This is a genomic window from Ottowia sp. (assembly GCF_047975795.1).
GTDB lineage: Bacteria > Pseudomonadota > Gammaproteobacteria > Burkholderiales > Burkholderiaceae_C > Ottowia.
The window spans coordinates 25994-51507 of the sequence record NZ_JBKEEE010000008.1; the positions used below are offsets into that span (position 1 = coordinate 25994).

General features: G+C 63.5%; 17 protein-coding genes. 14 read left to right on the top strand and 3 right to left on the bottom strand.

Features of this window, described 5'->3' with window-relative positions:
- From ACK5NW_RS00675 to ACK5NW_RS00685, 3 genes are all read left to right on the top strand, one after another.
- A complete protein-coding gene (locus tag ACK5NW_RS00675) occupies positions 1–993 on the top strand; it encodes an L-threonylcarbamoyladenylate synthase (RefSeq protein ID WP_416924323.1) in 993 nt (330 codons plus the stop codon).
- A 111-nt stretch (positions 994–1104) separates the two neighbouring features.
- On the top strand, positions 1105–2019 hold the full coding sequence (locus ACK5NW_RS00680) for a GDSL family lipase (protein WP_416924324.1): 915 nt from the start codon (positions 1105–1107) through the stop codon (positions 2017–2019).
- 221 nt (positions 2020–2240) lie between these two features.
- A complete protein-coding gene (locus ACK5NW_RS00685; RefSeq protein WP_416924325.1) occupies positions 2241–3014 on the top strand; it encodes a TerC family protein in 774 nt (257 codons plus the stop codon).
- A 342-nt stretch (positions 3015–3356) separates the two neighbouring features.
- Here the strand turns inward: ACK5NW_RS00685 and glnE are convergent, their stop codons facing one another.
- Entirely contained in the window at positions 3357–6218 is a 2862-nt protein-coding gene (glnE, locus tag ACK5NW_RS00690; protein WP_416924326.1) for a bifunctional [glutamate--ammonia ligase]-adenylyl-L-tyrosine phosphorylase/[glutamate--ammonia-ligase] adenylyltransferase, read from the bottom strand.
- 106 nt (positions 6219–6324) lie between these two features.
- Here glnE and ACK5NW_RS00695 point away from each other — a divergent pair, with 106 nt between their 5' ends.
- The 6 genes from ACK5NW_RS00695 to ACK5NW_RS00720 all read left to right on the top strand — a co-directional run bounded on the left by ACK5NW_RS00695 (position 6325) and on the right by ACK5NW_RS00720 (position 17200).
- Positions 6325–10563 carry a YhdP family protein gene (locus tag ACK5NW_RS00695; protein ID WP_416924327.1) on the top strand — a complete coding sequence of 1413 codons (4239 nt, stop codon included), beginning with the start codon at positions 6325–6327 and terminating at the stop codon, positions 10561–10563.
- 237 nt (positions 10564–10800) lie between these two features.
- Complete coding sequence (locus tag ACK5NW_RS00700) at positions 10801–12126, top strand: hypothetical protein (RefSeq protein ID WP_416924328.1); 1326 nt, start codon at positions 10801–10803, stop codon at positions 12124–12126.
- Positions 12127–12296: 170 nt separating this feature from the next.
- Entirely contained in the window at positions 12297–13670 is a 1374-nt protein-coding gene (locus ACK5NW_RS00705) for an aspartate aminotransferase family protein (RefSeq protein WP_416924329.1), read from the top strand.
- A gap of 185 nt (positions 13671–13855) precedes the next feature.
- On the top strand, positions 13856–15316 hold the full coding sequence (gene tldD, locus ACK5NW_RS00710) for a metalloprotease TldD (protein WP_416924330.1): 1461 nt from the start codon (positions 13856–13858) through the stop codon (positions 15314–15316).
- Between the two features lie 335 nt (positions 15317–15651).
- Positions 15652–16776: a 3-deoxy-7-phosphoheptulonate synthase gene (locus ACK5NW_RS00715; RefSeq protein WP_416924331.1), complete on the top strand. Its 1125-nt coding sequence runs from the start codon at positions 15652–15654 to the stop codon at positions 16774–16776.
- A 112-nt stretch (positions 16777–16888) separates the two neighbouring features.
- The gene (locus ACK5NW_RS00720; protein WP_416924332.1) at positions 16889–17200 is read left to right on the top strand and encodes a hypothetical protein; all 312 of its coding nucleotides are present in this window, start codon (positions 16889–16891) and stop codon (positions 17198–17200) included.
- A gap of 35 nt (positions 17201–17235) precedes the next feature.
- Here ACK5NW_RS00720 and ACK5NW_RS00725 read toward each other — a convergent pair whose 3' ends face one another.
- Positions 17236–18582, bottom strand: coding sequence for a D-amino acid dehydrogenase (locus ACK5NW_RS00725; protein ID WP_416924333.1), 1347 nt, complete (start codon positions 18580–18582; stop codon positions 17236–17238).
- A 147-nt stretch (positions 18583–18729) separates the two neighbouring features.
- Between ACK5NW_RS00725 and ACK5NW_RS00730 the strand changes: the two genes are divergently transcribed.
- From ACK5NW_RS00730 to ACK5NW_RS00745, 4 genes are all read left to right on the top strand, one after another.
- Entirely contained in the window at positions 18730–19209 is a 480-nt protein-coding gene (locus tag ACK5NW_RS00730) for a winged helix-turn-helix transcriptional regulator (protein ID WP_416924334.1), read from the top strand.
- A 147-nt stretch (positions 19210–19356) separates the two neighbouring features.
- Entirely contained in the window at positions 19357–20964 is a 1608-nt protein-coding gene (locus ACK5NW_RS00735; RefSeq protein ID WP_416924335.1) for a polyamine aminopropyltransferase, read from the top strand.
- The gene (locus tag ACK5NW_RS00740) at positions 20961–21296 is read left to right on the top strand and encodes a hypothetical protein (protein ID WP_416924336.1); all 336 of its coding nucleotides are present in this window, start codon (positions 20961–20963) and stop codon (positions 21294–21296) included. Before ACK5NW_RS00735 ends, ACK5NW_RS00740 begins: the two co-directional genes overlap by 4 nt.
- A 20-nt stretch (positions 21297–21316) precedes the next feature.
- Positions 21317–22954 carry an FAD-dependent oxidoreductase gene (locus ACK5NW_RS00745; protein WP_416924337.1) on the top strand — a complete coding sequence of 546 codons (1638 nt, stop codon included), beginning with the start codon at positions 21317–21319 and terminating at the stop codon, positions 22952–22954.
- A 364-nt stretch (positions 22955–23318) separates the two neighbouring features.
- Here the strand turns inward: ACK5NW_RS00745 and ACK5NW_RS00750 are convergent, their stop codons facing one another.
- Positions 23319–23942 (bottom strand): glutathione S-transferase N-terminal domain-containing protein, encoded by a 624-nt coding sequence (locus tag ACK5NW_RS00750; protein ID WP_416924371.1) that lies wholly within the window; start codon positions 23940–23942, stop codon positions 23319–23321.
- A gap of 159 nt (positions 23943–24101) precedes the next feature.
- Between ACK5NW_RS00750 and purB the strand changes: the two genes are divergently transcribed.
- A complete protein-coding gene (gene purB, locus ACK5NW_RS00755; protein WP_416924338.1) occupies positions 24102–25508 on the top strand; it encodes an adenylosuccinate lyase in 1407 nt (468 codons plus the stop codon).
- Positions 25509–25514 lie beyond the last annotated feature (6 nt).

The following is a 25514-nucleotide window of genomic DNA, read 5'->3' on the forward strand; positions in this document are numbered from 1 at the left end:
ATGTTGCTGCCCGGAGACAACACTGACTCCATAGCCACTGCCGCAGACCGCCTCAGCGCGGGCGGTCTGGTTGGCCTGCCGACCGAAACCGTCTACGGCCTGGCCGCCGACGCGGCGCAAGACGCCGCCGTGCGCGCTATCTTTACCACCAAGGGCCGCCCGGCCGACCACCCGCTGATCGTGCACGTGGCAGGCCCCGAAGCCGTGGCGCACTTTGCCGCCGATATTCCCGCCTTTGCCCAGAAACTGATCGATACCTTCTGGCCCGGCCCGCTGACGCTGATCCTGCCGCGCCGCCCCGGCGTGGCCGATGCCGCCGCCGGGGGCCACGCCAGCATCGGCCTGCGCTGCCCGTCGCACCCGGTGGCGCAGCGCCTGCTGGCCACGCTGGCCGCGCGCGGCATCCACGGTCTGGCTGCGCCCAGCGCCAATCGCTTTGGCCGCGTCAGCCCCACCACAGCGGCGCACGTGGTGGCGGAATTGGGCGATGACCTGATGGTGCTCGATGGTGGCCCGTGCGCCGTGGGCATTGAATCCAGCATCGTTGACTGCACTCGCCGCGCCCCGGTGCTGCTGCGCCCAGGGCACATCACGCGCGCGCAGATCGAGCAGGCGGCGGGTGTTCCACTGCTCTCAAAAAATATGCTTTCAACGCCTGATCCACACGCATCAGGCACGCTTTTGGCGCACTATGCGCCGCAGGCCAAAGTGCGCCTGATGGGCGCGCGCGACTTGCGCGCTGCGCTGGGCGTGCTGGGCGCTGACGCACGCCATATGGCCGTGTGGGCGCGCACGCCGCTGCGCAGCGATTCGCGCCATGTGCTGCTGCGCCCCATGCCTGACGATGCCGATACGGCAGCCCAGCAACTGTTTGCCGTGCTGCGCGAATTTGACGCAGCGGGTGTGCGCTTGATCTGGGTCGAGGCGCTGCCCGACACGCCCGAATGGGACGGCGTGCGCGACCGCCTGCAACGTGCGGCAGCATCGGCTTGAAACCCGTGCGCGCAGGCCCCTCAGGCCTGCGGCGGCTTTGCGCACCGTTACAACCCGGGCGCGGCCCAGCCTCGTTAAACTAGTCAGCTTGCCAACTGGAGTGCACTTTTCATGACAACGATGTGGTTTCGACGCGCCGCCCTGGCGCTGGTTTGTGCAGGCACGGCCCTGGTCAGCGCCTGCGGCGATGGCTCGGTGGTGTCTGATCTGGACCCTGAGCGCTTTATCTCGGTGGGCGACGGCTTTACCGACGTGGGCCAACTGGGCTACCGCTACACCGTCAACGACGGCTCACTGACCTGGAACCAGTACCTGGCTTCGCATTACGACCAAACCATCACGCCCGCATCGGAAGGCGGCTGGGGTTACTCGCAAGGCCATGCCCGCGTGGCCAGCGCCGACACCAGCAGCGGCACCAACGCGCCCAGCGTGAAAGAGCAGATCGACACCCTGCTGGCACGCACCACATTCCAGGACAACGACGTGATGATGATCAACGGCGGCATGTCCGACATCGTGGCCGCCGTCAACGACACCGGCATCTCGGACGCCACCACCGCCACCGTCAAGGCCGCTGGCACCGCGCTGGGCGAGCAAACGCGCCGCCTGGTCGAAGCCGGTGCCACGCACGTGGTAGTCACTGGCGTGTACTGGCTGGGCCACACCCCCTGGGGCCGTGGGCTGGATCAGGAAGACGCGATCAACGACTTGTCCGATGATTTCAACACCGCCTTGCTGCTCAGCATTGCCGATCTGGGCAACAACGTGCTGTACTTCGACGCCGCGCAGTTCTTCACCCTGGCCTACAACAACCACGACAACTACGGCATGGAGCACCAAAACGAGGCCGTGTGCACCACGCCCGACGTGACCACCTGCACCACGTCCACGCTGGTCGATGGCGTGACCGACACCGAAGACTGGCTGTTTGCAGACAGCCTGTACATGGCCCCCGAAATTCTGCGCAAGTTTGCCAACACCAGCTATTCAGAAAACATTCACACCGATTTTCAAAACCGCTGGTGACGCGCAAGGCGTGAATACTTGTCTGAAAAGCGGCCTTCGAGGCCGCTTTCTCATGGGCAGCAGAAATCTTTCAACTTCATTTTTAATAGCAATAGTTGCCTATAAATACAGCGTTATCAGGCAGTTTTACTGACAAATTTTGGGGGCAAAAATCACACCTCAATGCGTTGCCGGGGTATAAGCTTTGCACGCATCAGGCGCAGCAACAGGAGAAGACCGGCATGGACTGGCTGGGATGGATGTCAACGGCACAAGGCTGGGTGGCCCTGGTCACGCTGGTCGGGCTGGAGATCGTGCTGGGGGTGGACAACATCATCTTCATCTCGATTCTGGTCAATCGCCTGCCACCGGCGCAGCGCAACCTGGGCCGCCGTCTGGGGCTGGGTTTTGCCATGCTCACGCGCATCCTGCTGCTGCTGTCCATCACCTGGGTGATGCAGTTGACCACGCCGCTGTTTTCGCTGTTTGGTGTCAGCGTGACGGGGCGTGACTTGATTTTGATCGGCGGCGGCCTGTTCCTGTTGTGGAAAAGCGTGCACGAGATTCACCAGTCGATGACGCCGGGCGAAGATGCCGATGGCGATGGCATCGTTGGCACCGCGCGTGCTTCGTTTGTGGGCTTGATCGCGCAAATTGCCGTCATTGACATTGTGTTCTCGCTGGATTCGGTCATCACTGCCGTGGGCATGGTGGGCGACATCGCCATCATGGTCATTGCCGTGGTGGCCGCTGTCGGGGTGATGATGTTCGCCGCCAAGCCGATTGGCGACTTTGTGGACGCGCACCCCACCATCAAGATGCTGGCGCTGTCGTTTCTGGTGGTGGTGGGCATTTTGCTGATTGCCGAAGGCTTTGGTCAGCACATTCCCAAGGGTTACGTGTACTTTGGAATGGCATTTTCATTCACCGTTGAAATGCTCAACATCCGCATGCGCCGCAACCAGGCGCGCGCCACCAGACTGCACAAGCGCATGCCGGGATCAGGTGGCGGCTAAAAAGCAATGGCTTATCAGCCCAGTGTCCTGAATTGGAAATTCGTCGAACAAATCCACCGAGAATCGGCACCATGCGGCGTTGCAAACGCCTCGCGATACCGTCCGGTATCGCTGCGTTTTGCGCCTTGCCTGGTACCGATTTCGGTAGATTTCTCATTTCAACGAACTTACAACTCAGGACACTAGATCCGGCCGTTGGACGCATCCGATGGTGCTGTGATCGGTGTGCCAGGCAAGACGCGAAGGCGCTGCGGGCTTTGCTGCCCGCAAGGACGAGCAACGCCGTCATGGCGGCAAAGACGCGTTTGTATGTGCCAGATAGCGTCGAACACTGCACTAGGCTCAGTCGCCCTGCGCCGCCCCAAACACCGCCGCCCACAGCGCCAGAATGGCATCGCGCTCGGCGGCGATGTCGTCCGGTGCCACCTGGGTGGATTGTTCGTTCAGCCGCGCCATGTGCTGGCGGCGGCGCAGGCTGCGGTAGGCGTTGCCTGCGGCCAGCCCCACGCCCTGAGGCAGCAAACCCGCTTCTTCGGCCAGGCGCAACACGGTGATGTTGCCCAGGTTCGGCTCCAGCGTGGGGTGCGTGCGGCTGTGGGCCAGCACCATGTATTGGGTCACGAATTCGGTATCGACCATGCCGCCGGGGCTGTGCTTGAGGTCAAACTGTCCCACCGGCACCGGGTGCGCATCGCGCATGCGCTGGCGCATGGCGATGATTTCCTGCTGCAAGGCCGGGATGTCGCGCCCGGCAGTCACCACCGCATGGCGCACGGCGTTGAAACGCGCCATCAGCGCGGCGCCAAACGCATCGGCTTCGTTGGCCGCTTCGGGCGAATCGGCACCCGCCTCGCCGCGCGCCAGCCGCCCGGCACCCAGCGTGGGGCCAATCATTCTGGCTCTGGTCATGGCCTGGTGCTCCCAGGTCCAGGCGGTGTTGCTGCCGCGGTTTTCCTGATAGTCGGCATAGGCTTCGATGCTGGTCACCAGCAGGCCCGAATTGCCATTGGGGCGCAGCGCGGTGTCGATCTCGAACAAGTCGCCCTCACCGGTTTTTACCGTCAACCAGTTGATCAGCCGTCGCACCAGCGCGCCGTAAATTTCGGGTGCGTTGTCGTCGTCGTCGTCGAACACGAACACGATGTCCAGATCGCTGCCGTAGCCCAGTTCTTTACCGCCCAGCTTGCCGTAGGCGATGACGCCCAAGCGCGGCACGTCGCGGTGCTTGTGGCGCAGGCGCGGCCAGCACCAGCGCACGGTGATGCGCAAAGTGGCGTCGGCCAGGGCGGACAGATCGTCGGCCACCTGCTCTACGGTGAGCTTGCCCGACACGTCGCGCACCAGGGTGCGGAACAGCTCGGCATGGTGCGCGCGGCGCAGCAGGTTGAGCAGGTTTTCTTCGTCATCTTCGCCCGTGCTTTTCAGGGCGACATGGCGCGCCTGCAGCTCGCTTTCAAAAGCGCGGGTGTCAAAGCGTTCGTCCTGCATGCTGGCGCTGGCCAGCTCGTCAATGACGCCGGGGTGCTGCATCAAATAGCGTGCGGGCCAGCGCGCCGCGCCCAGCACGCGCAACAGCCGCTCGTGCACGGCGGGGCGTTCCAGCAGCAGGGCAATGTAGCTTTCGCGTCGCAAAAGCGGCTCTACCCAGTCCAGCAGGCGCAGCACGGCGTCTTGGCTGACACGGCCTTCGTCCAGCCACTGGCCGGTGCGTTGCAGCAGGCGCAGCAGGCGGCCACGCGCTTGCTCGCGCAGGGCCAGCACACGCGGGTGTTCGCGCCATTGATCGATGCGGCTGCGCACCTCGTCAGGAAACAGCGCGGCCACGGCGTCAAAATCAGGCGGCGTGTGGCGGTTGGCATCAGCTTGGGTGCCACCTTTTTGACAGCCTTTGCACGGCGCGTCGCCGCCCAGCAGGCGGTCAAATTCTTGCGCCACCAGTTCGCGGTGCGCGCCCAGTGCGTCCAGAAACGGGCCGGCGCTGTCGAAGCCCATGGTGCGGGCGATCCAGTCCAAGTCAGCATCTTGCGTCGGCAAAATATGGGTTTGCTGGTCGTCCAGGTACTGGATGCGGTGCTCTACCTGGCGCAGGAACACGTAGGCACGGGCCAGCGCGTCGGCGGTGGCCTGGGGCATCAGCCCGGCGCGGGCCACGCGCTGCAAAGCTTCTAGCGTGGGGCGGGTGCGCAGCTCAGGGAACTGGCCGCCGCGCACCACTTGCAGCAATTGCACGGTGAATTCGATCTCGCGGATGCCGCCGCGCGAGAGCTTGACGTCGTTGGCCCGTTCGGGCCGACCGGCACTGCGTTTAGCCGCGTGGTCGCGGATCTGGTGGTGCAGCGTGCGCAGCGACTCGAACACGCTGTAATCCAGATAACGGCGGAACACAAACGGCAGCACCGCGCCGCGCAACGCCTGGGCCGAGCCACCCGTGATGGCCACGCGCGGCGCGATGGCGCGGCTTTTCATCCAGGCAAAGCGCTCCCATTCGCGGCCTTGCACCAGCATGTATTCTTCCAGCGCCTCCAGCGAGCACACCGTGGGGCCGGAGTTGCCGTTGGGGCGCAGCGCCAGATCGACGCGGAACACCAGACCGTGTTCGGTGGTTTCGCCCACCAGCACCTGAATGCGTTTGACCGCGCGGGTGAAGTATTCATGCACCGAGATTTGGCCCCGGCCATCGCTGCGGCCAGTGGTTTCGCCGTCGTCGTCGTAGATGTAGATCAGGTCGATGTCGGACGACACGTTCAACTCGCGCGCGCCCAGCTTGCCCATGCCAATCACCCACAGGTTGGCGCGCTGGCCGGACTCGGTGGTGGGCACGCCGTGGCGCTCGTCCAGTTGGGCAAAAGCGTCTTCGCAGGCGGCGTCCAGGGCCAGCTCGGCCAGCTCGGTCACGGCGCGGGTTACGTCGGCCAGTGGCGCGCCCTGCTCGCAGTCCAGCACCACCAGCCGTTCCATCACCAACTGGCGCAGGATGCGCAAGCGCGCGCTGAGGTCATGGCCGCGCTCGGCCAGCGCCGCCAGGCAGGCGGTCATGCTGGCGCAGGTGGGCGCGCCAGCGGGCAGCAGCGCCAGTTCATCGGCGTAGCGGCGGCGCAGACGCTGCACCAGACGCGAATGGACGGCGCTGTCTGGCACACCTGCTGACAATGCTGCATGGACATGGGGGTGGGGATGGGAACTGGCAACGTCGCTGCGGGTCATAATTTCCTTTGCTGCGGGTCGACTGGTCTTAAAGGATGGTCTTCTTCTTGGCGCGATCCGCTGACACCCTCTGGTGGCGGCCTGCTCATCTCACCTTTGGACACCGTTGGCCCAGTTTTCCATTCACTTTTTTGCCGTGCTGATGCGCTGGGCCTTGCGTGGCCTGGCGGCGTTGGCCTTGCTGGCGGTGCTGGCATGGTCGGCCCTGCATTGGGTGATTGTGCCGCGAATCGACGACTTCCGCCCTCGGCTTCAGGCGCTGGCCTCGCGCGCGGTGGGTGCGTCGGTGACGATTGGAGCCATCACGGCGGAATCCAACGCGCTGATGCCTGCCGTGTCGCTGCACGAAGTGCGCATTCACGACACCCAGGGGCAGGTGGGCTTGCGGCTGCCCAGTGTGCTGGTGGCGTTTTCGGTGCTGTCACTGGCCAAGGGCGAGTTGGCCCAACTGGTGATTGACCAGCCCGATCTGCAATTGCGCCGCACAGCCGATGGCCGCTTGCTGGTGGGCGGCATCGACCTGTCGGGCGGCAGTGCAGCAGGCAGCGGGGCCAATCACGCCGCCGCAGACTGGGTTTTCTCGCAGCCTGAGCTGGTGCTGCGCGGCGGGCGCATCACTTGGGTAGACGAGCAGCGCGATGCGCCGCCGGTGGCCCTGCAAGGCGTGCAGGTGGTGCTGCGCAATGGCAGGCGGCAGCACCAGATACGGCTGGATGCGCTGCCGCCGCAGGGCTGGGGCGAGCAGCGGCTGACGGTGATAGGGCAGTTTCGCCAACCGGTGTTCAGCCGCCATGCGGGGGCTTGGCGCGATTGGGTGGGCCAAGTGTTCGTGCACCTGCCGCGCACCGATGTGTCCGAGTTGCGCCGCTACGTCGATCTGCGCGCCGACTGGGGGGCCGATTTGCGCGAAGGCCGTGGCGCACTGCGCGCCTGGGCCGAGGTGCAGCGCGGCGCGGTGGTCAGCGCCACGGCCGATTTGCAACTGGATGCGGTGTCGGTCAGCTTTGGCGAGCGTCTGGCCCCGCTGGCCTTTGCCAACCTGGGCGGGCGTCTGGGCTGGCGCGATTTGAACGGCGAGATGGTGTTTGACACCCGCAATCTGCATTTTGTGGACGCCGCAGGTGCGACCTGGCCGGGCGGCAATCTGGCCTTGCATTACCGCGATGGCCGCAACGGCCAGGCCGCAGGCGGCCAATTGCGGAGCGACAAGCTGGATCTGGCGGCCTTGGGCCGTATCGCCCTCAGCCTGCCGTTGCCTGACAACGTGCGCGAACGCCTGCAAGCCCATCCGCTGCAAGGCATGGTGGACAGTTTGAGCGCGCACTGGGACGGCGCGCTGGATGCGCCGCGCGACTGGAACGTGCAGGCGCGCGTGTCGGCGCTGTCGGTGGGCGTCGGTGCGGCGTCTGCACCGGGCAGTCAACCCGCCAGTGCAGCCTGGCCCAGCCTGGAAGGCGCGGCACTGGAGGTGACCGCCAGTCGCACCGGCGGGCAGGCCAGCTTGACGGTGAAAGATGGTGCCGTCACCTTGCCCGGCGTGCTGGAAGAGCCACGCATTGCGCTGGATGAGCTGAACCTGAAAACGCGCTGGCGGGTGCAGGGCCAGCAAATCGAAGCGGACGTGGACGAGCTGAACCTGCGCAACGCCGATGCCACGGGCAGCTTTCAGGCGCATTGGAAAACGTCTGAGTCTGGGCGTGAAGGAAAACCCACGTTGCCCGGTGTGCTGGACTTGAAAGGCGCTTTCAGCCGGGCCAATGGCGCGCGGGTGCACCGCTATCTGCCGCTGGTGATTCCTGCCGATGCGCGGCGTTACGTGCGCGATGCCGTGCAAAAAGGCGAAGCGCGGGATTTTGCGGTGCGCATCAAGGGGCCATTGAACGATGTGCCTTTTGACCGGCAGCCTGCTGTGGGCGAATTCAGGTTTGCAGGCAAAGTGTCGGGCGTGACCCTGGCCTATGTGCCGACGTTTTTGCAGCCCAAGGGGCAAGCGGCCTGGCCCGCGCTGGAAGGCTTGTCGGGCGAGCTGGTGTTTGACCGGGGCAGCATGCAGGTGCGTGGGGCCACGGCCAAGGTCAAGGGTCACCCGGGCTGGCAATTTACCGACATCACAACCCGCATCGCCGACATGGAACACGCCCGCGTGCAGGTGCAGGCCGAAAGCCGGGGGCCACTGACGGCGGCGCTGGGCATCGTGCGCCAATCGCCCGTATCGGGCTTTATCGACGGGCTGCTCGATCAGGCCACCGGCACCGGTGATGCCGCACTGCGGCTGGAGCTGGATTTGCCGGTAGACGATATCGACAAAGCCCAGGTGGACGGGCTGGCCACTTTGCAGGGCAACGACGTGCGCATTTCGCCCGCGTCGCCCATGCTGGGGCAGGCGCGCGGCACAGTGGCGTTTTCGCAAAGCGGTTTTACGGTGCAGGACGCGCAGGTGCGCATGCTGGGCGGCGATGCGCGCATCAGCGGTGGCTTGCAGCCGGAGGCGACATCCGGCATTCAAGGCGCGCCATCCGTGGTGCTGCGCGCCAGCGGCACGGCCAGCGCCGAAGCGCTGCGCACCATGAAAGACTGGGCACCCGTGCCCGCCATTGCCGAAGTGGCCCGCGGCAGCGCGGCGTATGAGGCGGTGGTGGGCTTTCATGCCGACGGGCCGGACGTGCTGGTGACCAGCGACCTGAAAGGCATCACGCTGGATTTGCCCCCCCCGCTGGACAAAGCCGCCGATGCGGCGTGGCCGCTGCGCTATGACGCGCGTCGGCAGCCCGCCGCCTCTGGGCGCACCAGCCGCGAACGTGTGCGTGCCACGCTGGCCGACCGGCTGGCGCTGGACTATGAGCTGGACGACACCACCTTGCCCGCGCGCGTGCTGCGCGGTGCCATTGGGGTGGGACCGCAGGTCACCAAAAACCTGTCGTTACCCGCATCCGGCGTCATAGGGCAGTTGCAGTTGCCGCAACTGGACGTCGATGCCTGGTTGGCGGTGCAGTCCCGGCTGGGCAGGGAGGAAAACAGCAGCACAACGGCACCAACGCCACCACAGGCCAGCGCCACGCCCGGTTTGGCCAGCCGCGCGTATGTACCCAACACCTGGGCGCTGCGGGTGGGCGAGCTGCGGGTGCACGAGCGCAGCTTGCATGATCTGGTAGCCCATGGCGCGCGTGAAGGCAGCACCTGGCGCACCAACATTCAGGCGCGCGAGCTGGCCGGGCGCATCGCCTACAGCGAAGGCGAAAACCAGCGTCCAGGCAAGGTGCAAGCAAGATTGACGCGCCTGTCGGTGCCTGAAGAGGCCACGCCGGAGCAAACTTCGCTGCTGACCGAGCCACCGTCCAACATGCCGGCGCTGGACATCGTGGTGGACGATTTTGAGTTGCGCGACAAAAAACTGGGGCGGCTGGAGGTGCAGGCGGTGAACCGCGATTCAACCCGTGCAGGCATGGTGGCTGCAGGTGCGGGTAGCAGGCAGGACTGGCAACTCAACAGCCTGTCGCTGCGCACGCCCGAGGCCACTTTTACCGCCAGCGGCTATTGGGCCGCAGGCGCACGTGCGGCGCGGCCCGACGTGGGCAAAGACACCGGCGCAGCAAATGCGGGGGCCAGCGTGCGCCGCAACGATGCGCGCCGCACCGAACTGGACTTCGATTTGGACGTCCGCGACGCGGGCGCTTTGCTCACGCGGCTGAACATGCCCGGCGTGCTGGCGCGCGGGCAGGGCAAGCTGTCGGGCAACATCGGTTGGGAAGGTGCGCCCGCCACGCCGCATTACCCCAGCATGCAGGGTCAGTTGCGGGTGGACATGGGCGCGGGCCAGTTTCTCAAAGCCAGCCCTGGTATTGGCAAGCTGCTGGGCGTCATCAGCCTGCAAGCGCTGCCGCGGCGCTTGAGCATGGATTTTCGCGACGTGTTTTCGTCGGGCTTTGCGTTTGACTTTGTGCGCGGGGATGTCGGTGTGCAAAGCGGTGTGGCGCAAACCCGCAACCTGCAAATGAAAGGGGTCAACGCCGCCGTGCTGATGGAAGGCAGTGCCGACCTCGACAAGGAAACGCAAAACCTGCACGTGCTGGTGGTGCCCGACATTGACGCAGGCACGGCGGCGTTGGCAGCGGCGGCGATCAATCCGGTGATTGGCCTGGGCGCGTTTGTGGCGCAACTGGTGCTCAAAGAGCCGATCAACCGTGCGGCCACGCGCGAATTTGACATCAGCGGAACATGGACAGACCCTCAAGTCACGCCCGCTGATGCGCGCGAGCGCGCCGCACGCACGGCGCTTGATCCCGCATCGGCACCGGTGCCCGCCAACAGCGCGCCGACGATGCCCAAAGCCGGTGAGGCGTCATGAAAGTGGTGGCCATTCCAATGGTGCCGGGCATGCAGACCACTTACAGCAGGCCACAAAGCCTGATTTGAGACTGAACTCAACCCTCCGGTGCGGGTTGTCGTCCTGTGTTGAAGCGGCCTCGGAAAATCAGCTATTCGTCAAACAATATCTCAAACGCACCGGATTGCGGGGTGTGGTAAAGCCATTGGTATTCGTGAGGGGTATAGTGGTTCGCGTACCAAACAGGGAGAGACCAACATGACACGCCGCCATTGCGTCGCTGAGCGCACCCCTCGTTTCACCATTTCCGCCATAGGTTTGGCCATTGGGTTGCTGGCCGCGCCCGCCTGGGCCATCAATGGGTCGGGCACGTTTGCGGGCACGGGCGTGGCAACAGCCCTGCCGTCGACCGACCCTGCCGTAGGCACGCTGACGACGGTAACGGGCACTTTCACCACCCCCCAGGGCGACACTGGCACGTTCACGCTGGAGCGCACGGCGGTGGGCGGCCACCCGGGCAACCCTGAGTTTTTTACCAACGGCACAGGCATCACGGCGGCCAATGCAACTTGTGGGATACGGCCCAACGCCACCGGATGCACCACCACCCATCCCCCTCCCGGTCATTTCACTTACCAACTGACGCTGGTGCCTGATCTGCCGAACGCCGGACTGCTGACGGAGGTGGTGCAAGGTGCGGTCGATGGCAGCTTGCCAACGGGCAATAGCGATATCGCACGAATGGTTCTGGGTTTTTCGGGCGCCGCGCCGGTGTCAGGCACACCGTCGTCGGGCGTTCTGGCGGCCAACCCCGATGTGGAAATGAAAGACGCCAACGGAACGGCCATTGGGGGCTTGGTCATCCCACAGGTGCGTGACCCGTTGTTGCCGTCGTGCCCGAACCCAATAGTTCGCAACGTCACGCCAGCGGCCAATTGCGACCCATTGGCGGCATCGACCACTCTGGCCAGTGGCGATGAAGTGCAGATCTATGGCGTGGCCAACGATCTGTCACAGTACCGGTTTGATTTTCCATATGCGACCACGGTCACGGTGGGGTTGACGGGCAATCAGCAGGGCAATTGGCAGAACCCCACTTCTACCGTGGTGGGCTTTACCTACCGCGAGTGGATCGGCTTTGGCGTGCGCAGCCTGCCGGTGGCGGTGGACGACAGCTATTCGGCGATCAATACCGCCAGCGTGACCACCACCGCCGTGCTGGCCAACGACTATGTGGGCGGCGTGCTGCCGGTTGCACCCAACTACTCCATCACCCCAGGCGCAGCACCCGCGCCTGCGGCGGGTTCGATCACCATGGCAGCCGATGGCACGGTCACGATTGCCGCAGGCACCACGCCCGGCACCTACGCCTATGCTTACGAGCTGTGCGACGTGCGCGCGGCCAGCGCACCTGCGGCTTGCGTGACGGCCACGGCCACCATCGTGGTGACAGCTGGCAGCACCCCGGCAGGCGCAGGCGTCACCGCCGTGCCCGTCGGCTCCTGGTGGCTGCTGCTGCCGCCGGTGCTGGTGGCGGGCGGCTGGTCGGCACGTCGCCAGAAGCGGCGCTTTGCGGCCCGCTGACGCCCGTTACCTCTGTCCAAAACCGTCATGCTGTGGCGTTGTGCCGCAGCGATCGTCCAGCGAAGGATGCTTTGGCATCGGTGTGCATAACGCGCTATCCTGTGGAGTCATCAGCTCGCACAGACCGATCATGGTCTGTTGACTTGCTTTCAAGGTTCAAGGATACGCAGATGAACACCATCGCCACCCCTATCACGGCAGCCACTGCCATGCCATCCGCTGCACCCCGCCAGGACGCCGAATGGCTGGCCGCGCACTGGATGCCCTTTACCGGCAACCGCCAGTTTCTGCGCGAGCCGCGCCTCATCACTGGTGCACAAGGCGCGTATTACACCGACCACGAAGGTCGCCAGATTTTTGATGGTCTGTCCGGTCTGTGGTGCTGTGGCCTAGGTCATGGGCGGCGCGAGATCGCCGAGGCCGTCGGCCGCCAGGCGGCTGCGCTGGATTATTCGCCCGCCTTCCAGTTTGGTCACCCGCTGTCGTTCGAGCTGGCCAACCGGCTGAAATCTTTGACACCAGACGGCCTGGACCACGTGTTCTTCACCGCCAGCGGCTCCGAAGCCGCCGACACCGCACTGAAGATGGCGCGCGCCTATTGGCGTCTGCAAGGCCAGGGTGGCAAGACCTTGCTGGTGGGGCGCGAAAAGGGCTACCACGGCGTCAACTTTGGTGGCATCAGCGTGGGTGGGCTGTCCGCCAATCGCAAGCTCTACGGCCCCACCGTGCCCGCCGACCACCTGCCGCACACTCAACCGCCCGCAGGCACCTTTGCCAAAGGCCAACCTGCCGATGGGGGCCGTGCGCTGGCCGACCGGCTGCTCGACATCATCAACCTGCACGACGCCAGCAACATCGCTGCCGTCATCGTCGAGCCGTTTTCAGGCTCTGCCGGTGTCGTGATTCCGCCCGTGGGCTACTTGCAGCGCCTGCGCGAAATCTGCACCCAGCACGACATTTTGCTGATCTTTGATGAAGTGATTACCGCCTTTGGCCGCTGCGGCGCGATGACCGGCTCGCAAGCCTTTGGCGTCACGCCCGACTTGATGACCTTTGCCAAACAAGTCACCAACGGCGTACAGCCGCTGGGTGGCGTCATCGCCAGCAAAGGCATTTACGACACCTTCATGGCCGCAGGCGGGCCGGATTACATGCTCGAATTTGCCCACGGCTACACCTACTCCGCCCACCCCGTTGCCTGCGCCGCCGCCCTGGCCACGCTGGATTTGCTGGGGCGCGAAGACGGCCCCGGCCGCGCCAAGGCCCTGGCACCACACTTTGAAGCCGCCGTGCACAGTCTGAAAGGTGCGCCGCACGTGGTCGACATTCGCAACTATGGCTTGGCGGCCGGCATCACCATCGCCGCCGCACCGGGCGAGCCTGCCAAACGTCCGTTCGAGATCGCCATGGCCTGCTGGAAGAAAGGCTTTTACGTGCGTTACGGCGGCGACACCATTCAGCTCGCACCGCCGTTCATCAGCGAAAAGGCCGAAATTGACCGACTGGTTGGGGCGTTGGGGCAAGCGCTGGGCGAAGTAAGGTGAGCGCAGTGCCAGTGGGTGCGTAGCGCCTTGATCTTCAAGGTGAGCGTAGGAAAGGGCAGAAAGTTGCGTATTCACGCGGCTTTCAAGAAGAACTCAAGCGATCAACTGCTGGATCTAGGCTCAGGCAACGACTTGGAATGTCGCAGTTGAGCGGACTTTTTCTTCGCATGGTGGACAATCGGCCCATGATTTCCCGAGACCCTACGCTTGAACGGCTGGCGACGGCCAGCCAGTTACTGCTTCAGCCTTTTGGTTTGACCGAGGCCGATTTGGGCCAAACCCTGGCGCAGATTGCCACGCACCGGGTTGACGATGCGGATTTGTACTTTCAATACACGCGCAGCGAGGGCTGGAGCCTGGAAGAAGGTATTGTCAAAACCGGCAGCTTTTCGATTGACCAAGGCGTGGGCGTGCGGGCGGTGGTGGGTGAAAAAACCGCGTTTGCCTATTCGGACGACATTTCAGCCAGCTCATTGGCCGATGCGGCCAGCACCGTGCGCACTATTGGCCAAGCGAATCAGAACAAGCGCATCCAATTGGCGAGACGCCGCGTAGCGGCAAGCCGTGTGCTGTACCCCGAGCTGGATCCGATCACCACTTTGGACAGCGCGGCCAAAGTCGCTTTGCTGGAAAAAGTGGAACAACGCGCGCGCGCCAAAGACCCGCGCATCGTGCAGGTCATGGCCGGGCTGGCCAGCGAGTACGACGTGGTGTTGATTGCCCGGCTGGACGGCACACTGGCTGCCGATGTACGTCCGCTGGTGCGCCTGTCGGTCACGGTGATTGCCGAGCAAAACGGGCGGCGTGAGGTGGGGTCATTTGGCGGCGGTGGCCGCTTTGGTTTGGCTTACTTTGATGATGCGTTGACCACGCACTACGTGGATGAGGCGGTCACGGCTGCATTGACTAATCTTGAATCGCGCCCAGCCCCCGCAGGAGAGATGACGGTGGTGCTTGGCCCCGGTTGGCCGGGTGTGCTGCTGCACGAAGCGGTGGGCCATGGACTGGAAGGCGATTTCAATCGTAAGGGTTCCAGCGCGTTCAGTGGCCGCATTGGCCAGCGCGTGGCGGCCAAGGGGGTGACGGTGCTGGACGACGGCACCATCGCCGACCGCCGCGGCAGCCTGAACGTGGACGACGAAGGCCACCCCACCCAGCGCAACGTGCTGATTGAAGACGGCATTTTGAAAGGCTATATCCAGGATGCCATGAACGCGCGCCTGATGAAGGTCAAACCCACCGGCAACGGCCGCCGCGAAAGCTACGCCCATATTCCCATGCCGCGCATGACCAACACCTACATGCTGGGCGGCGACAAAGACCCGCGCGAGATCGTCGCCAGCATCAAAAAAGGTTTGTACGCCACCAACTTCGGCGGCGGTCAGGTGGACATCACCAGCGGCAAGTTCGTATTCTCGGCCAGCGAAGCGTTTTGGGTCGAGAACGGCCAAATTCAGTACCCTGTCAAAGGAGCCACCATCGTTGGCAGCGGGCCTGAGTCGCTGAAAAAAATCACCATGATCGGCAACGACATGGCGCTTGATTCAGGCGTTGGTACCTGCGGCAAGGAAGGCCAGAGCGTGCCGGTCGGTGTGGGACAGCCCACACTGCGCATCGAAGGCTTGACGGTAGGCGGCACGGCATAGCGAATATTTGCAAGTCAAACTGGCCATTTTCGCTTGCTGCTATTGCATACAAGGCTATTAAAAAATGAGTTTCTCAATGCTTGATCGCTCTGCCTGCATCTCCAGTGGCGACCCAGCAACTGTGCTAAAGTCGCCCCGTCATGAACAAGCGCGTTGCTTTCAGCTTTTACTTTTGGTTCTCAGTCCCGGCGGACGAGAGGCTTTTGTGTAAGCACTGACCAGCACAGCTTTTCGACCAAACCGCCGACGCTTTTCAAAGCCCGGCGGTTTTTTATTGTCCGCCCCGCGTTGGCAAGCCGATCACTTTATTCAACAAAAAAGGAAAGCCCATTCCCATGAACGCCAAAGCCATTGCCCAGCCCACCCAAGCCTGGCAGCGCGCGCAAGAGCGCACCAGCCAGACCGATGATGAGCGCATCAAGGACATCACCGTCCTGCCCCCACCCGAGCACCTGATCCGCTTTTTTCCCATCCGCAACACACCGGTCGAGCAACTGATTGGCAACACCCGCAAGGCCATCCGGCGCATGGTCAGCGGCAAAGATGATCGCCTGCTGGTCATCGTCGGCCCGTGCTCCATCCACGATCCCGCAGCGGCCATGGATTACGCCAAGCGCCTGAAGCCTTTGCGCGACCATTACGCCGACACGCTGGAAGTGGTGATGCGCGTGTACTTTGAAAAGCCCCGCACCACCGTTGGCTGGAAGGGTTTGATCAACGACCCCTATCTGGACGAAAGCTACCGCATCGACGAAGGTCTACGCATCGCCCGTCAGTTGCTGATCGAGATCAACCGCCTGGGGCTGCCCGCAGGCAGCGAGTTCTTGGACGTGATCTCGCCGCAATACATTGCCGACCTGATCGCCTGGGGGGCCATTGGCGCGCGCACAACCGAAAGCCAGGTGCACCGCGAGCTGGCCAGTGGCCTGTCGGCCCCCATTGGTTTTAAAAACGGCACCGACGGCAACATCAAAATCGCCACCGATGCCATCCAGGCTGCGGCGCGCGGCCACCACTTTCTGTCGGTACACAAAAGCGGCCAGGTGGCCATCGTCCACACAGATGGCAATAAAGATTGCCACGTCATCCTGCGCGGCGGCAAAACGCCCAACTACGATGCCGCCAGTGTCGATGCCGCCTGCAAAGAACTGGATGCCGCCAAACTGCGCCCCACCGTCATGGTTGACTTCAGCCACGCCAACAGCAACAAACAGGCCGAGCGCCAGCTTGACGTGGCGCGCGATGTGGCGCAGCAGATTGCGGGTGGCTCCACCAGGGTGTTTGGTGCCATGATTGAAAGCCACATCCACGGCGGCGCGCAGAAATTCACCCCCGGCAAGGACGACGTGGCCCAACTGGCCTATGGTAAAAGCATCACCGACGCCTGCATCGACTGGGACGGCACCCAGACCATTTTGCAAGTGCTGTCCGACGCCGTGCGCCAGCGCCGTGCGCGCTGATCTTCGGTGCAGGAACAGGCGACAATCCGTTACAGTAAAACACACCGCCCAGGCTGTGCTCGCCAAGACGGCACCCGCCTGGAACCTTTGATTTACAGGAGATGGCCTCACCATGCAAAGCGAAGTCCGCGTCATTCAGGACGAGCGTACCGAATGGCGCTTTGAACTCGATCCCGCCACCGCCATCAGCCCGCACGAAGCCCGCGACTGGCTCGACGCCCAGTTCATCGCGCTGGAAAGCGAGCCTTTGCGTGCCTCTGGCAAGCTGCTGCTGGCCGACAAAGTGCTGGTCGTCGCCCGCGACGCCGGGCCACGCCTGCTCAATGATGCCGAATGGGGCGCTCAATTCGCTCACGCTGCCAGCGCCGTGCTGGGCAAGCCCGTGGTGACGGTGGATTTGCGAGCGATGGCGATCAGCTATTGATCATCCATACGGATAGCGGCAGATTGATGCCCCGATCAAGTCCAAAGGCCGACTGGTTTTGGCTGCCCGGGATCATTGGGGTGAAGGCTTGGGCGAAAATTGGGGCGAAGACCCGCATAGCGCTCCAGTCCCAAGCCCGCTGCTGAAATATCGGGTACACGCACCAGCGCCACATCCGCCACCAGCTTGCCCGAGCCGCAGGCCATGGTCCAGCCCAGGGTGCCGTGGCCGGTGTTGATGAGCAAATTGTCCCAACCTGGCGCACGGCCCAGGATGGGGGTGCCGTCGGGCGTCATAGGGCGCAGGCCCGTCCAGAACTGCGCCGCAGGCCAATCGCCAGCACCCGCGAACAGGCCATTGGCCACCATTTCCAGTGTTTCGCGGCGACGCGGATTCAGTCGCTTGTCAAAACCCGCCAACTCGGCCATGCCGCCAACCCGGATGCGGTTGCCCAAGCGGGTAACGGCGACTTTGTAGGTTTCGTCCATCACCGTGGATTGCGGCGCGCGGGCCTCGTCCACGATAGGCACGGTGAGCGAATAGCCCTTGACCGGGTACACCGGCAAGTCCAGCCCCAGCGTGCTCAACAACTCGCGCGAAGCGCAGCCCAGCGCCACCACCACGCGATCAGCAGGCAGCACGGTGGCTTGCAGCAAGTCGGCGCTGTCCAGTTGCACGCCCGTGACATGGCGGCCCTGGCGCATCAGCCCGTGTACGGTGGTATTCCAGCGAAACCGCACGCCCAAGTCGCTTGCCAGCTTGGCCAGTTGATGGGTGAACTGGTGGCAGTCGCCGGTTTCGTCGCCCGGCAGGTGCAGGCCCCCCAGCAGACCGGGAGCGTTGGCCAATGCGGGTTCGATCTCGGGCAGCTCGTGTGCGGACAGCAAGCGGTAGGGCACGCCACAGCTTTGCAACACGGCGATGTCGCGCTGGGCGGCTTGCAACTGTTTGGGCGAGCGGAATACTTGCAGCGTGCCGCGTGTGCGTTGGTCGTAGGCGATGCCGGTGTCGGCACGCAACTGCCTCAAGCAGTCGCGGCTGTATTCGGCCACACGGGTCATCCGCTCTTTGTTGATGGCGTAGCGCGCGCTGGTGCAATTGCGCAGCATCTGCGCCATCCAGCGCCACTGAAACAAGCTGCCATCAGCACGGATAGACAACGGTGCATGGCGTTGCAGCAACCATTTCATGGCCTTGACTGGAATGCCGGGCGCAGCCCAGGGGGTGGAATAACCGGGCGAGACCTGTCCCGCATTGGCAAAACTGGTTTCCAGCGCTGGGCCGCTCTGGGCCTCGACCACAGTGACCTGTGCGCCGCCGCGAGCCAAGTAATACGCAGTCGTGATGCCGACCACGCCGCCGCCCAAAACGATGACTTTCATGCCGAACTCCTGAACGCTGGAAAGCACTGCTTGCAGTGATGTACGAACTGTAGGACGATGGCATCAGTAAATATCACTGAAATTATCTGATATTAAAGTTGAAAGCACTGATTTCATCCTCTTGCCACCTGCTGCGCAGCAAACCCCATGACCATGCCCCCGCCCGAGCTTCAAACCGACCGCATCGACCGCAAAATCCTCGCCGCCTTGCAACGCCAGGGCCGCCTGCCGCTGACCGAGCTGGCGCAAGAAGTGGGCTTGTCCACTTCGCCCGTGGCCGAGCGCGTGCGCCGACTGGAGCGCGCGGGCGTCATCACCGGCTACCACGCCCATGTCCACCCTGCCGCACTGGGCAGGCCGCTGCTGGTGTTTGTGGAGCTGACCTTGTCGTCCAAATCGGGCGAACTGTTTGAAAAACTGCGCGGCGAGTTGCTGCACGAGCCGCGTGTGCTCGAATGCCACCTGGTCTCAGGCCGGTTTGACTACCTCATCAAAGCGCGCCTGGCAGCCATGAGCGAATACCGCGAACTGCTGGCACAAATCTTGAAGAAAATTCCCGTGCCCGCACAAAGCAACAGCTATGTGGTGATGGAAGAAATCAAAGAAACGTTGGAGTTGCCGACATAACGAGCTAAGCCGCTCCGCGAGCGACGAGGGGGGTTCGGCTTGAACGAACTATTCATCCTGCCAATCAAGCCTTAAAAGCTATCGAAATCATAGTTCTCAAAGCCTGTGCTCATACCACCCAGCACGGGGCGTTACAGTGCGGTCATCGTGCCTGCGCCTGTCTTGAACCCTGATTCAGCTGTTACTGCTGCTGCCCCCGCGCCGCCGCCTGATGGGCGCACCGCGCGCCAACCGCCCCACCCGCTTGAAGTCGCCCTGCTGGCCAGTGTGTTCGTCATCGCCGCCTGTGGGCTGTTGTATGAGCTGGCGGCGGGGGCAATTGCCAGTTATGTGCTGGGCGATTCGATCTTGCAGTTTTCCACCGTGATCGGTGCATACCTGTTTGCCATGGGTGTGGGGTCGTACCTGTCGCGCTTTTTTGACCGCCAACTGCCCGCGCACTTTTTGCGCATCGAGCTGATGGTGGCGCTGGCGGGCGGGCTGCTGCCGGTAGCGCTGTTCATGGCCAATGCGTATGTGCCCGATGCCTTTCGCATGCTGCTGTACGGATTGGTGCTGCTGGTGGGCATGCTGGTGGGGCTGGAGATTCCGCTGGTGATGCGCATTTTGCGGCGCAATGTGCAGCTTAAAGAACTGGTGTCGCAGGTGCTGACGTTCGACTACCTGGGTGCGCTGGCGGTGTCGCTGGCTTTCCCGCTGGTGCTGGTGCCGCAACTGGGCTTGATCCGCACGGGGTTGCTGTTCGGGCTGATGAATGCCGCTGTGGCGCTGTGGGCGCTGTGGCTGTTCAGGCACGAGCTGCGCCATTTTGCAGCGCACGCCACGGCGTGCGCATTGGCGCTGGCGCTGCTGGCCGCAGCCTGGGCGGGGGCGGAACACATCACCACCTTGGCCGAGGAAAAACTGTACGCTGACCGCATTGTGCTGGCGCAAACCACGCCGTACCAACGCATCGTGCTCACCCATGCGCCGGGTGAGGGGCGACCGGGTTACCGCCTGTTTTTGAACGGCAACCTGCAATTTGCCGAACGCGATGAATACCGTTACCACGAAGCCCTGGTGCACCCAGCCATGGCGGCGCACGGCGCGCCGCGCCGGGTGGCCGTGCTGGGCGGTGGCGATGGCATGGCGGTGCGCGAAATTCTCAAATACCCCAGCGTCGAAAGCGTGACGCTGGTGGAGCTGGATCCGGCCATGACCACGCTGTTTGGCAGCAATCCGGCGCTGGCGGCGCTCAACGACGGCGCGCTGGCTTCGCCCAAAGTCAAGGTCACCAACACGGATGCGTTCCAGTGGCTGCAAACAGAAGAGGCGTATTTCGATGTCGTGATCGTGGACTTCCCCGACCCCACCAATTTCAACGTCGGCAAGCTCTACACGCAAAGCTTTTACGCCCTGCTGGAAAAGCGCCTTGCGGCCAGCGGCTACGCCGTGATCCAGACCACCTCGCCCCTGGTGGCGCGCCACAGCTTCTGGACCGTGGTGCACACCATCGAATCGGCGGGCCTGGCCGCCACCCCTTACCACGCCCACGTACCCAGCTTTGGTGAATGGGGCTTCGTCATCGCCAGCCGCAGGCCGTGGCGACAGCCCAGCGCACTGCCCAAAGGCTTGCGGTATCTGACGCCACAAACGCTGCCACTGCTGTTCGACTTTCCCGCCGACATGGCGCGCGTGCCCGCCGAGGTCAACCGGCTGTCGAACCAGGTGCTGGTGCACACGTATGAGCAGGAATGGGGAAGGGCGATGGAATGATGAAGCGGTTGTCACCGTCCTGGTTGGCTGCCACCGGCCTCGGCTTGTGGACGATGGCGTGGATACTTCGGTGGTGGGCGGAGTCGAATTGGGGATTGAATGCTTTCGACTATCCGCCTCAAGCCATGTGGATGATCTTCGGCAATGCGGTAGCACTTTGCATGGCCGGCGTGGCGTTCGGCATCTGCGCCGGATGGGTTTGCCGCTGCCGAGCTTTTTCCCTGTGGTTATCTTTGGCGCTGGGCATGCTGTGCGCGGCGGCATCAACCGTTGCGATGTTCTACGCCACCGCCGTCACGATCAAAATCAGCCTACTGGCTGCGCTGCATTGACCAACGAGGCATCGTCGCGCATGCACCGCCGCACATTTTTGGCCACGTCAGCGTCAGTCGCCGCGTTTTCCATCGCAGGCTGTACGCGCCGCGATGCCAACGACATTCCCGGCGGCTTCACCGGTATCGCCGACGAACGTGGCCATCTGCTGCGTCAGCCCTGGCCGCAGCGCGCGCCCGACGTCACGCGCCGCGTACACACCCTGATCGTCGGTGGCGGCATTGCCGGTTTGGCGGCTGCACGGGCACTGCGGCTGGCGGGGCACGATGATTTCGTTTTGTTGGAACTGGAAGACACAGCGGGCGGCAACAGTCGTGGCACTGAAGTGCTGGGCATTGCCTGCCCGCAAGGCGCGCACTACTTGCCGCTGCCCGGCGACGATGTGCCTGAAGTACAGGATTTTTTGGAAGAGCTGGGCCTGCGCCAGCACGTGGCGGGCCGTTGGCGCTACGACGAGCGCCACCTGTGCCACAGCCCGCAAGAGCGCCTGTTCTTTGGTGGTCAGTGGCAAGAAGGGCTGTTGCCCATGCAAGGCGTGGGGCCGTCAACGCTGGCACAGTACCGCCGGTTTGCCGCCGAAGTAAATACGGCGCAGCAGGCAGCGCACTATGCCATTCCGGTGCACAAGTCAGCGTTTGCGCCCATTCAACATACGCAGGACGCTATAACTTTTGATGCTTGGTTGCAACAACATGGCTTGACCGACCCGCACCTGCGCTGGTACCTGGACTACTGCTGCCGCGACGACTATGGCGCGGGTTTGACGCAAGTGTCGGCCTGGGCCGGTCTGCATTACTTTGCCAGTCGACACGGCTTTCATGCCCCCGGCGATGACCACGCTGGCGATGGCGAAGAAGGCTTGCTGACCTGGCCGCAAGGCAACGGCTGGCTGAGCGAGCGCCTGGCCGCCCCGCTGGGTGAACGCTTGCACACGCAACGTGTGGTGGGCCGCGTGACCGAAGGCCGCCACGGCGTGACAGTCGATGCCCTGCATGTACCCAGCGGTCGGCTGGAGCGCTGGCAAGCCGCGCAAGTGGTGGTGGCGCTGCCAGTGCACGTGGCCGCGCGCGTGCTGGCCACGCCCCCGGCAGCGCTGCGCGCACGCGCCACCCACATAGCCACGCACCAGGCCACCGCGCCCTGGCTGGTCGCCAACCTGCGCCTGCGCGCGCCGCTGCAAGATCGCCCCGGCGCCGCACCGGCGTGGGACAACGTGCTGTACGGCAACGCCGGACTGGGCTATGTCGACGCCATGCACCAAAGCCTGCAAACCGTGCCCGGCCCCACAGTGCTGACGTATTACCGGGCGCTGGGCGATGGGCCGAATGGCCGCGCCGAGCTGCTGCAACACCCGTGGACGCATTGGCGCGACCAGATCCTGGCCGAATTGTCAGTGCCCCACCCCGATCTGGCGGGCAAACTGCTGCGCATGGATTTGACCCGCTACGGCCACGCCATGACCATACCGACGCAGGGCACACTGGCGCAGGTGCGGCAAATCAAGGCGGGAGCATTGCCCACCAGTGCCGCCCGTACCACCGCGCTGCGATTTGCCGATGCACCCCGACTGGCCTTTGCGCACGCTGACTGGTCGGGCTATTCGGTGTTTGAAGAAGCTTTTGCTCTGGGCCATGCTGCCGGGGTGGCATTGGCCTGAAAACCGCTGGATACGCATAGGCCGATACGTGACTGCACTGACAAACGCGTGCGCCAGTTCACAGTTCTTTACGCATTGGTTTCGGAATTTGCGGAACTCCTCTTGTGCAAGTCGCCTCTGAACCCATGTAATGTGAGTGGTTGAATGAATCAACCTTGACGCTGCCGAGCCTTTGGTCTCTGTGAGTCTTTTGAAAACCTGAAGCGCACTTCCTCCTCCCTCCCTCCCTCCTCATTCGCTTCAGGCCGCTCTGGCAGCTTTTTTATTCAGAACGCGCCGCCTCGGGTTAAGCACCGCAGGCGGCGCTTCGCTTTGGGTTGGGCATAAAAAAACCCCGGACGGGGTTGGGGGGTAGCGGGGACGTTCAGTCCTTGGGCGCAGTGTCCACAAAGCTGGCACGCTGCATCAACCGTTCGTCCAGCAGGCGCGCCAGATTGTCGTGACGACTGCGCCAGTCCAACTCAGGAAATCGAAAGTCCAGATAGCCCAGCGCGCAACCCACGGCCAGATCGGCCAAGGTCAAGTGCACGCCAGGCGAACACCACGGTTTATCGCCCAGGCCACGGCTCATGGCCACCAGCGCGGTGTCTACCTTGTGCATCTGGCGGTCGATCCAGCTCTGGCTGCGCTCAGTGTCGGTACGGCCCGTCCAGGTGCGCTCCATGCGCGCCAAAATGGCGGCGTCGCACAAACCATCGGCCAGCGCTTCCCAGGTTTTCACCTCCACCCGCTGGCGGCCTGCTGCGGGAATCAGTTTGCCCACGGGCGACAGCGTTTCCAGGTATTCAACGATCACGCGTGAATCAAACACCGCCTCTTGCCCATCCATCACCAGGCACGGCACTTTGCCCAGCGGGTTGGACGCGGCAATCTGCGTGTCATCGGCCCAGACGTTTTCGCTGATGAACTGGTACTCCAGTTTTTTCTCCGCCATCACCACACGCACCTTGCGCACGTAGGGGCTGGTCAGAGAGCCGATCAATCGCATGGACATGGGTGCGTGGGCGCTGGCGCGAATAAAAAAGTGTCGGCCATTCTAGGGCAAGCCTGCGGGCAGCGGCATCAATCAAATGGGGGATGGGGTCATGCACCATGCCAGCATCCGAACAGCACTCAAACGGGGGCGCGCGGCTTCTACAATTTAGGCATGAACCTCACTGCACTGACCGCCGTTTCGCCGCTGGATGGCCGCTACGCCAGCAAGCTCTCTCCCCTGCGCCCCATCATGAGCGAGCTGGGCTACATGCACCGCCGTGTGCAGGTCGAGTTGACCTGGTTTGTCGCTCTGTCGGATGCCGGGTTTGATGAATTCAAGCCGCTTTCAAAGGAAGGGCGCGCTTACATCAAAAAATTAGTGCAACAGTTTGGCGAAGCTGACGGCCAAGCCATCAAGGACATCGAGAAAACCACCAACCACGACGTGAAGGCCGTCGAGTACTGGATCAAAAATCAGTTCAAAGACCAGCCCGAGCTGGAAGCAGCCAGCGAGTTCGTGCACTTTGCCTGTACCAGCGAGGACATCAACAACACCAGCCACGCGCTGCAACTCAAAAGCGGGCGCGACGCCGTGTTGCTGCCCGCGCTGGACGGGGTGATCGAACGCCTGCGCGCACTGGCGCGGGAATTTGCCGCCGTGCCCATGCTCAGCCGCACCCACGGCCAGACCGCCAGCCCCACCACCGTCGGCAAGGAGCTGGCCAACGTGGTGGTGCGCCTGAATGCCGCGCGCTCCGCCATAGCCTCGGTCAAGCTGCTGGCCAAGATGAACGGCGCTGTCGGCAACTACAACGCCCACCTGTCGGCTTGGCCCGACTTTGACTGGGAGGCCTTCAGCCGCCGCGTGCTCGAAACGCCTGAGCTTACGGCTGGCGGCGACGCCAGCCAGCCCTTCGGCCTGGGCCTGACCTTTCAGCCCTACAGCATCCAGATCGAGCCGCACGACTACATGGCCGAGCTGTTCGACGCGGTGGCACGTGCCAACACCATTTGCATCGACCTGGCGCGCGACGTGTGGGGCTACATCAGCGTTGGCTACTTCAAACAAAAGACCAAGGCGGGCGAGATCGGCTCGTCGACCATGCCGCACAAGGTCAACCCGATCGACTTCGAGAACGCCGAAGGCAACCTGGGCCTGGCCAATGCGGTGCTGCGCCACTTGAGCGAGAAGCTGCCGATCAGCCGCTGGCAGCGCGATCTGACCGATTCCACCGTGCTGCGCAACATGGGCGTGGGCTTAGGGTACGCCGTGCTGGCCTACCAGTCGCTGCTGACGGGTTTGAACAAGCTGGAGCTGAACCAGGCCCAGTTGGCAGCCGATCTGAACAGCGCCTGGGAGGTGCTGGCCGAGCCGATTCAAACCGTGATGCGGCGTTACGGCGTGCCCGGCGCGTATGAAAAACTCAAGGAAGTCACGCGCGGGCAAGCGGTGACGCGCGAGGCGCTGCATGGGCTGATCCGCGGGCTGGATATCCCGCCAGCCGAAAAAGACCGCCTGCTGGCGCTCACACCTGCGGCTTACGTGGGCAAGGCGGTCGAGCTGGCCCAGCGGGTTTAAGAGCGT